We start from the raw sequence: 7,113 nt of genomic DNA on the forward strand, positions 1-7,113 counted from the left end.
GGGTAGGGGAGGAAAGAACAGAAGTTTACCACATCTCGTTCCTAGTCTCTGACTAGGAATGCAGTTAATGAGGCTCTGCCTCTAATATCATTGAAGTCAGAGCCTTCTAGAACTCATTCCCAGTCAGAGACTGGGAACGAGTTGACTTGAGTTCTTTACCACATCTCGTTCCTAGTCTCTGACTAGGGATGCAGCTAATGAGGCTCTGCCTCTAATATCATTGAAGTCAGAGCCTTCTAGAACTCATTCCCAGTCAGAGACTGGGAACGAGTTGACTTGAGTTCTTTGCGGGATAGATGGCTTTAAAGCTCAAGTTAGATTTTTGTCCTTATGTGTTTGAGTGTTTTTTATTTGGAAGTCCCTAAGATACAAGGTTGGGTTGCGCTGTCGCTTAACCCAACCTACCAAAAATGGACAAGGTATTGATTACTTACTTACAGGTTCTAATTGTAGACTTATTACTTTTTGTTCTTGTTCTTGTTGCTGAAATTCTGTCAATTCTGATTCTATTTCTGCCCTGACTTCATGACGGAACTTGAAAAAATGTTCACCTGTACCCAGGGCAATTAAATAATCATATAATAGATGAGGTTTACTCCATGCCATTACTATTAATTGCCACCAAAAAACAAACCGTGTAGAACGCAAAATTCCCTGTCGCCAACAAATAGACATTAAAAATTGAAACTCTGGTTTTGTTAAATTTCTTTCATATTTAGCCCGCCAACCTTCCATCATCATAAAATGCCGGAAAGTCCGTTTTAGGTAGGGCATGGGTTCATATAAATTCCAAAAAGCATCAACAAACTCCTCGGCAATTTCCGACATTGGCCGAGTGGGAACAAAATTCATTAAGGCTTTTTGAGAACCCACAAATTCACCTAAACCATCCCTTAACCGTCCTTCTTTTTGCAAGCGAGTCCACATGGCTGTATTGGGTAATGCTTGCAATAAGTTAAGATGGGCTTGGGGAATACAAGTTGCTTCTACAAACTCTTGAATCCGTTTACCTGCACCTGGTTTTTCACCATCAAATCCTAAGATAAAACCAGACATAATTTGTAATCCGGCTTTAGTAATTTTATGGCAGGATTCAACTAAGGAATTGCGGGTATTTTGTGGTTTGTTAATTCCGACTAAACTATCTACATCAGGGGTTTCAATTCCCATAAACACCTGCACAAACCCAGCTTTTACCATTAGTTCTAGTAATTCGTCATCTTCTGCTAAATTTAAAGAAGCTTCTGTTAATAATGCAAAAGGATAATTACGTTCTTCCATCCAGGGAATTAATGCTCTTAAAAAGACCTTAGCATTGCGTTTATTGCCAATAAAGTTATCATCAACTATAAATACATAACGCCACCAACCCATCTGATACAAAGCATCTAATTCTGCGAGGATTTGTTCTGGGGTTTTTGTCCGGGGTTTGCGGCCAAAAAGGGTAATAATATCGCAAAATTCACATTGGAATGGACAACCCCGGGAAAATTGCACCGTCATGGCTATATAAGCATTTAAGTCTAATAAATCAAATCGAGGTAGGGGAGTTGTGGTGACATCGGGTTTTTCTGTAGCGCGAAAAATCCCTTTCTCTTCTCCCTTTTCTAAAGCCTCTACAAACATGGGAATAGTAATTTCCCCTTCATCTAAAATTAAATAATCTGCGCCGGCTTCAAGAACAAATTCTGGTACAGATGTGGCAAATGGTCCACCCACTGCCACTTTTTTACCTAATGCCTTACCTTTTCTAATTAATTCACCAAAATCCTGTTGTTGAATGATCATTGCAGAAATGATGACTATATCGCACCATTCCCAATCTGCATCTGTTTCTAGACGGACATTGCGATCGCTCAATCTGAATTCCCAATCACTCGGTAACATTGCTGCCACCGTGATTAACCCTAATGGGGGATTCGTAGATCGTAACCCAGCTAAATCAATGGTTTCCTGATAAGACCAAAAAGAATTAGGCATTATCGGCCAGATTAATAAAGCTTTCATTAAGTATATTTCCCTGAGTTGTTTTTGATCAAAACCTATTTAATTTGAACTATAAAAGTTAGGTCAGTTGGTTTTTATCTCTCTGGAGGTACAGATTCTTTTAGTTTTATATTTAAGCAACAAAGCAGATAATATTAAGAGAATCAAGATAACTGAAAAATAATCAGTAGTTTAAAAATTCTCGATTACTACTATATGCACATAATTACCAGTAAAGATGAATTAATTGCTACTCAAAATCAAATTAATTCTATTTTAGATCAACAAAATATTACACAAGATGATCGAGACTATCTGAAGGTTCTTGCTACTCTTGTTTATGATTATGAACAACAACATGAAATAATACCTACCTTAACAGGTATAGCACTCCTTCAAGCTTTGTTAGAAGAATCTAATCTGCAACCAAAAGATTTAGTTTCTATCTTAGAAAGTGAGTTAATAGTTTTAGATATTTTTAATGGTAAACGCCAATTAACAGAAAAACAAATTCAAGATCTAGCTGTGTTTTTCCAAATTGATCCTACTTATTTAGTTGCATAACTGAGTTTTCCGCTTACCTGGTAATTGTAGAAACTTCTGGCAAAAGTCGGAAAAAGAGGAAATATGCTTTTAGAGACTTCCAAATAAAAAAATGTCCCAAAACTGATGCAGAAATTCTCTCTCTGTGTACTCTGTGCCTCTGTGGTTCGTTTCTTAGGATAATTTATTTCTTGGAAGTCTCTTAATAACCTCATCACTAATCCCCAATCACTCCCAATGACTACTAAAATGAGTCTTGTAACCGCCCCATTTACAAAGCGGGGAAGAGGAGATAAATAACGGATAATTATGGGTAAACAGCGCGTTTTGTCGGGAGTTCAACCAACTGGTAACTTACACTTAGGTAACTATTTAGGTGCGATTCGCAACTGGGTAGAAATTCAAGACCAGTATGAAAATTTCTTTTGTGTGGTAGATTTACACGCTATCACTGTACCGCATAATCCCGCCACTTTAGCGGCTGATACTTACAAGATTGCTGCTTTATATTTAGCTTGTGGTATTGATTTACAACACTCTCATATCTTTGTTCAGTCCCACGTTTCCGCACACAGTGAACTCACTTGGTTGCTAAATTGCATTACCCCCCTGAACTGGTTGCAAGATATGATTCAGTTTAAGGAAAAAGCCGTTAAACAAGGGGAAAATGTCGGTGTTGGTTTATTAGATTATCCCGTACTCATGGCGGCGGATATTCTCCTTTATCAAGCTGATAAAGTGCCAGTGGGTGAAGACCAAAAGCAACATTTAGAACTAACAAGGGATATTGTTAATCGGTTTAATCACCAATTTGCCAAAAAAGCACCTGTATTAAAATTACCAGATCCTTTGATTAGAAAGGAAGGTGCAAGGGTGATGAGTTTGACAGATGGGACAAGGAAAATGTCAAAATCAGATCCTTCAGAATTGAGCCGAATTAATATTTTAGACTCTCCAGAGGAGATTACTAAGAAGATTAAACGCTGTAAAACTGATTTGGTGAAGGGTTTAACCTTTGATGATTCAGAACGCCCAGAATGCCATAATTTATTGACACTGTATACGCTGCTGGCTGGAAAAACTAAGGAAGAGGTAGGGATTGAATGTGCAGATATGGGTTGGGGACAGTTCAAACCTTTATTGACAGAAACGGCGATTCATGCTTTAAAGCCGATTCAGGACAAATATCAGGAGGTAATGGCGGATAAGGGTTATTTAGAGTCAGTGTTGCGGGATGGTGGGGAGAAAGCCAGAGCGATCGCTAACTCTACTCTAGCAGATGTGAAAGCGGCTTTGGGTTTCACTGTTCCATAGATAGATCCCCGACTTCTTGAAGAAGTCGGGGATCTGAGTGAGTAATATATAACTAAGGTTTAGTCTTTAATGTGTAATTCGTTTTACTCTTTAAGAAAACCTCAAGATAAATTTGAACTATGCCGGATACTTATAGCTTTAGTGCTTTTAACAACTTCCGCACAGCCGCCCAAAAGGGTGACTTTTTAATTACTGCCGAAGTTGCACCTCCCAAGGGCGGAGATCCTATCCATACCATCGAAATGGCGGCGACTCTTAAGGGAAGGGTTCATGCTGTCAATATTACTGATGGTAGCCGTGCCGTAATGCGGATGTCTTCCTTGGTAGCCTCGGTGATTTTATTGCAAAATGGCATTGAACCGATTTGTCAGTTTGCTTGCCGCGATCGCAATAGAATTGGATTACAAGCAGATTTAATGGGCGCTCATGCTTTGGGTATCCGCAACATCTTAGCATTAACTGGCGACCCTGTAAAAGCCGGTGATCATCCTCAAGCAAAAGCCGTTTTTGATTTGGAAGCTGTGCGGCTATTGCAGTTAATTAGAAACATGAATCAGGGTTTTGATTTTAATGAAAAGCCCCTCACTGATGGTGCATTAGATTTATTTGCAGGTGCAGCAGTAGATCCTCAATCGAAAAGTTGGTCAGGTTTGCAAAGTCGCTTTGAAAAGAAGATAGCAGCCGGGGCGCAATTTTTTCAAAGTCAATTAATTACTGATTTTGAAATATTAGAAAAGTTCATGAATAAAATTGCCTGTGGTTACAATAAACCAATTTTGGCAGGAATTTTTCTCTTGAAATCGGCAAAAAATGCCCAGTTTATTAATAAAGCTGTTCCCGGCGTGAATATTCCTGAACACATTATTGAGAGATTAGCAAAAGCGAAACATCCTCTAGAAGAAGGCATGAAAATTGCCGCCGAACAAGTGCAAACTGCGCGGGGATTGTGTCAGGGTGTGCATATTATGGCGGTGAAACGGGAAGATTTGATTGCACCGATTTTGGATTTAGCGGGGGTGGGGAAAGTTAATTAGGAAGAAAAACAGCTTAAATTATGAATTTAGTAGAGACGTTCCATGGAACGTCTCTACAAGGGTTTTGAGATCACGTATATTTAAATTCAGTCGTTGTCTCTAAGAGGATGTTTTAAAAGTATTAGATGAAACCGATAATCTCCAAAAACCTAACCCCCCTGCCCCCTTCCCTACGAGGGAAGGGGGTTTTCAAAGCCTCTCCCCGCTTCGGGGAGAGGTTTGGAGAGGGGTCTGTTTATACATTAAAAACTTTTCAAACACCCTCTAAATATTGCTAATTTTGCTAAACTAGAATAAACCTCACACCAGCAGGAGGACATAATGACTTTTACAACTGATATCCAGGAAGATTCAGACTTACGCCCTTATCCAGAAACCTCTCTTCCAGATCATACCCAACTGCCAGATTCTAACGGCACGTTTGTGAAAAATTGGCAAGAACATCCCCAAAGTATTATACTAACTGATTCTATCAAACCAGTATTACAAAAACTTTATCCTGATAGTCAATATTTTATTGGACAAGATTTAGGCATTTATTGGCGTATTACTGAACCACCTGAGAAAGGTGCAGAAGCACCAGACTGGTTCTATGTTCCCAGTGTACCACCTACCTTAAATGGTAAAACCCGACGCTCCTATGTCCTTTGGCAAGAATTTATTGCTCCATCAATTGTTTTAGAATTTGTTTCGGGGAATGGTGCAGAAGAACGAGATAAAACTCCTTGGAAAGGTAAATTTTGGATTTATGAGCAGGTAATTCGTACTCCTTTTTACGGCATTTATGAAGTAAATAAAGCCAGTATAGAAGTTTATGAATTAATTGGTGGACAATATCAGTTATTAGCAGCAAATGAACGGGGACATTATCCGATTACATCTATGGGTGTTGAGTTGGGTTTATGGCAAAGTGAATATCTGGCTATGGATTTACCTTGGTTGCGGTGGTGGGATTTGCAAGGTAATTTATTATTAACCGGTGAAGAAAGAGCGAATCGTTTGACTGCACAATTACGGGCTTTGGGAGTTGAACCGGAAGCGTAATATTATTTGGACTTTGGGTTAAGGATGCGTCGCAATCCTTACTAATTTTGCTAAACTAGAATAAACCTCACACCAGCAGGAGGACATAATGACTTTTACAACTGATATCCAGGAAGATCAAGACTTACGCCCTTACCCAGAAACCTCTCTTCCAGATCATACCCAACTACCAGAGTCGGACGGTACATTTGTGAAAAATTTTCAGGAGCATCCTCAAAGCAATCTACTGACAGACTCCATTCAACAAGTATTACAAAAACGCCATCCAGACGGACAATATGCCATAGGTCAAGATAGCGGTATCTACTGGCGGATGACTGACCCAGCAGAACGGGGTGCAGAAGCTCCAGATTGGTTTTATGTCCCCAATGTACCCCCTACCTTAAATGGGCAAATACGGCGATCTTATGTCCTTTGGCAAGAGTACATTGCCCCGTTAATTGTTTTAGAATTTGTCTCTGGAAATGGTAGTGAAGAAAGAGATAAAACTCCTTGGAAAGGTAAATTTTGGATTTATGAACAGGTAATTCGCCCTGCTTTTTATGGCATTTATGAAGTTAGGAAAGCCCGTCTTGAAGTTTATGAATTAACTGGTGGACAATATCAGTTATTACCAGCAAATGAACGGGGACATTATCCAATTAAACCTATGGATGTGGAGTTAGGTTTATGGCAAGGTGAGTATCTGGCTATGGAACTACCTTGGCTGCGTTGGTGGGATTCCCAAGGTAATTTGTTGTTGAATGGTGATGAAAGAGCCGAACTAGAACGTCAAAAAAGCGATCGTTTAGCTGCACAGTTGCGGGCTTTGGGGATTGAACCGGAAGCGTGATATTAAATTAAATGTAATGATGACGATTTTGGATTTAACGGAAGTAGAAACAAATGATCGATCACTTTTTCACAAATAAATAAGGTATCAGACCGTTAAACTTGCTTGTAATTCAACAATAATACTCTCCATAGATTGAGGTTTTAATTCTCCTTGCTGAAAAGCTGAAATTGCTTTTTTTGCATCTTCAGCAATTTCTTCACGACGAGATTCAATCATTTGATTTTTAATAATTTCTAATAACATTTCTCTTTGTTCAAGAGGAAGTTGATTAACAGTTGAAATTGCCTCTTCTAGTGTTACCATAATTTAGGTTTTCTTCATTTAATTGACTTTCTTTAAATAGATTATAACTTATGG

7 protein-coding genes are annotated in these 7,113 nt (G+C 38.9%); 5 read left to right on the forward strand and 2 right to left on the reverse strand.

The window, feature by feature from the left end; translation table 11 throughout:
• Nucleotides 1-426: 426 nt before the first annotated feature.
• Complete coding sequence (locus tag IQ228_RS17310) at nucleotides 427-2,007, reverse strand: B12-binding domain-containing radical SAM protein (protein ID WP_027402474.1); 1,581 nt, start codon at nucleotides 2,005-2,007, stop codon at nucleotides 427-429.
• Nucleotides 2,008-2,202: 195 nt separating this feature from the next.
• On the opposite strand from IQ228_RS17310, the gene IQ228_RS17315 reads away from it, so the two are divergent.
• The 5 genes from IQ228_RS17315 to IQ228_RS17335 all read left to right on the forward strand — a co-directional run bounded on the left by IQ228_RS17315 (nucleotide 2,203) and on the right by IQ228_RS17335 (nucleotide 6,753).
• Nucleotides 2,203-2,550 carry a type II toxin-antitoxin system HigA family antitoxin gene (locus IQ228_RS17315; RefSeq protein WP_193963729.1) on the forward strand — a complete coding sequence of 116 codons (348 nt, stop codon included), beginning with the start codon at nucleotides 2,203-2,205 and terminating at the stop codon, nucleotides 2,548-2,550.
• Nucleotides 2,551-2,838: 288 nt separating this feature from the next.
• A complete protein-coding gene (trpS, locus tag IQ228_RS17320; protein WP_193963731.1) occupies nucleotides 2,839-3,843 on the forward strand; it encodes a tryptophan--tRNA ligase in 1,005 nt (334 codons plus the stop codon).
• A gap of 119 nt (nucleotides 3,844-3,962) precedes the next feature.
• Nucleotides 3,963-4,877 carry a methylenetetrahydrofolate reductase gene (locus IQ228_RS17325; RefSeq protein ID WP_193963733.1) on the forward strand — a complete coding sequence of 305 codons (915 nt, stop codon included), beginning with the start codon at nucleotides 3,963-3,965 and terminating at the stop codon, nucleotides 4,875-4,877.
• Nucleotides 4,878-5,198: 321 nt separating this feature from the next.
• Nucleotides 5,199-5,921 (forward strand): Uma2 family endonuclease, encoded by a 723-nt coding sequence (locus IQ228_RS17330; protein WP_027402477.1) that lies wholly within the window; start codon nucleotides 5,199-5,201, stop codon nucleotides 5,919-5,921.
• Nucleotides 5,922-6,009: 88 nt separating this feature from the next.
• Nucleotides 6,010-6,753: a Uma2 family endonuclease gene (locus IQ228_RS17335; RefSeq protein WP_027402478.1), complete on the forward strand. Its 744-nt coding sequence runs from the start codon at nucleotides 6,010-6,012 to the stop codon at nucleotides 6,751-6,753.
• Nucleotides 6,754-6,840: 87 nt separating this feature from the next.
• On the opposite strand, the gene IQ228_RS17340 is transcribed toward IQ228_RS17335, so the two are convergent.
• Nucleotides 6,841-7,059: a hypothetical protein gene (locus IQ228_RS17340; RefSeq protein WP_027402479.1), complete on the reverse strand. Its 219-nt coding sequence runs from the start codon at nucleotides 7,057-7,059 to the stop codon at nucleotides 6,841-6,843.
• Between the last annotated feature and the right edge of the window lie 54 nt (nucleotides 7,060-7,113).

This window comes from Dolichospermum sp. LEGE 00246, assembly GCF_015207865.1.
Taxonomy (GTDB): domain Bacteria; phylum Cyanobacteriota; class Cyanobacteriia; order Cyanobacteriales; family Nostocaceae; genus Dolichospermum; species Dolichospermum heterosporum.

Bases quoted from the DNA above. Each gene is read 5' to 3' on its own strand.
- IQ228_RS17330 (WP_027402477.1), top strand. From the start codon at position 5,199: ATGACTTTTACAACTGATATCCAGGAAGATTCAGACTTACGCCCTTAT.
- IQ228_RS17340 (WP_027402479.1), bottom strand. From the start codon at position 7,059: ATGGTAACACTAGAAGAGGCAATTTCAACTGTTAATCAACTTCCTCTT.
- IQ228_RS17325 (WP_193963733.1), top strand. From the start codon at position 3,963: ATGCCGGATACTTATAGCTTTAGTGCTTTTAACAACTTCCGCACAGCC.
- trpS (WP_193963731.1), top strand. From the start codon at position 2,839: ATGGGTAAACAGCGCGTTTTGTCGGGAGTTCAACCAACTGGTAACTTA.
- IQ228_RS17335 (WP_027402478.1), top strand. From the start codon at position 6,010: ATGACTTTTACAACTGATATCCAGGAAGATCAAGACTTACGCCCTTAC.
- IQ228_RS17315 (WP_193963729.1), top strand. From the start codon at position 2,203: ATGCACATAATTACCAGTAAAGATGAATTAATTGCTACTCAAAATCAA.
- IQ228_RS17310 (WP_027402474.1), bottom strand. From the start codon at position 2,007: ATGAAAGCTTTATTAATCTGGCCGATAATGCCTAATTCTTTTTGGTCT.